This is a genomic window from uncultured Campylobacter sp. (assembly GCF_938045535.1).
In the GTDB taxonomy this organism is placed as follows: domain Bacteria; phylum Campylobacterota; class Campylobacteria; order Campylobacterales; family Campylobacteraceae; genus Campylobacter_B.
Genome location: NZ_CALIMQ010000110.1, coordinates 1 through 1,197 on the forward strand (window position 1 = coordinate 1; position 1,197 = coordinate 1,197).

At 49.0% G+C, this 1,197-nt stretch carries 1 protein-coding gene; it reads right to left on the reverse strand.

Annotated features, from left to right (window positions below; genetic code table 11):
• On the reverse strand, positions 1-1,022 hold a 1,022-nt coding region (locus Q0095_RS03530; RefSeq protein ID WP_297881405.1), incomplete at its 3' end, for an ABC transporter permease.
• Positions 1,023-1,197 lie beyond the last annotated feature (175 nt).

Consider the following 1,197-nt stretch of genomic DNA (forward strand, 5'->3'; position numbering starts at 1 on the left):
ACGATGTCGAAGCTTCCAAGCAGCCACACGCCGAATAAGCCCAAAATGAGCCCGAATATGATGCCGCCACCGCCGATCGTGGCTCCGAGCGCAAAAAAGGTCCTTTTAACCTCCTTTTTGCTAGCGCCCAGGCTAAGTAAAAGCGCGATCTCTTGGCGACGGTTCATCACGGTCATCAGAAGCGAGCTTACGATATTTAGGCTTGCGACTAGGATTATTAGCATCAGCACGATGAAAAGCGCGCGTTTTTCAAGCGCAAGGGCGCTGAAAAAATTGCCGTTTTGCTGCCACCAGCCCACGGCGTTAGCGCCGCCGGGGAGGCTTTTTTTGATGCGCTCCAGATCCTTAAACGGATCGTTTGAAAAAACATGCACGCCGTCGAATGTCCCCTCGTCGTAGCCCAAAATTTTAGCTAGATCGCTCGCGTCCGCGTAGGAATACGCCTTGTCGTAGGCGATCAGCCCCGAGCTGAAATCCGCGCGCACGTCAAAGCGCTTCATCTTAGGGATCAGCGCAAAGCCGCCCGGATCGCTCTTCGTAAAGATCATCGTGATCTTGCTGCCCTCATCCAGCATAAACTCGTCCTTGATCCCGCGCCCTATCATGATGCCATAGTCCGTTAGATTGGCGTCTTTGGCGCCTGCTGCGACGACCGAGTTAATCCTCTTTTCATCGTTTAAATTTACGCCGAAGATCAGCCCACCCTCGAGCTTCTCGCCGCCTTTGGCGATGACCTGCGAGCTGATATACGGGCTAAAAATCAGATCGGGAAAGTCCGCCCGCAGCCCCTCCACGTCGTCTTTTGAAATACCGCCGCGAAAGTGGCTGTGGATCGTGATCGGGTAGTTCATCGTAAAGAGCTTGCGCTCAAATTCCTTATCAAAGCCGTTCATTATCGCCATCGCGACGATCAAGACCGTAAGCCCCACGCCGACGCCCAAGAACGCAAGCAGCGCCGAAAGCGTAATGAAGGGCTGAGAGCGATCGAATCTGAGATATTTGAATAATAAATACTTTACCAAAAAGCCGTCCTTGTAAAATTTCACATAAAATTTAGCGCTAAATTCTATGTGAAATTTTAAGTATTTTAGAATTTTAAAATTTCAGCAACAGACTTCACACCTTGGAATACTAAGTTTTAATGGAATATAATTTTATACTTAGGCGTGAAATATGATTTTAAATACTCTTGCAATG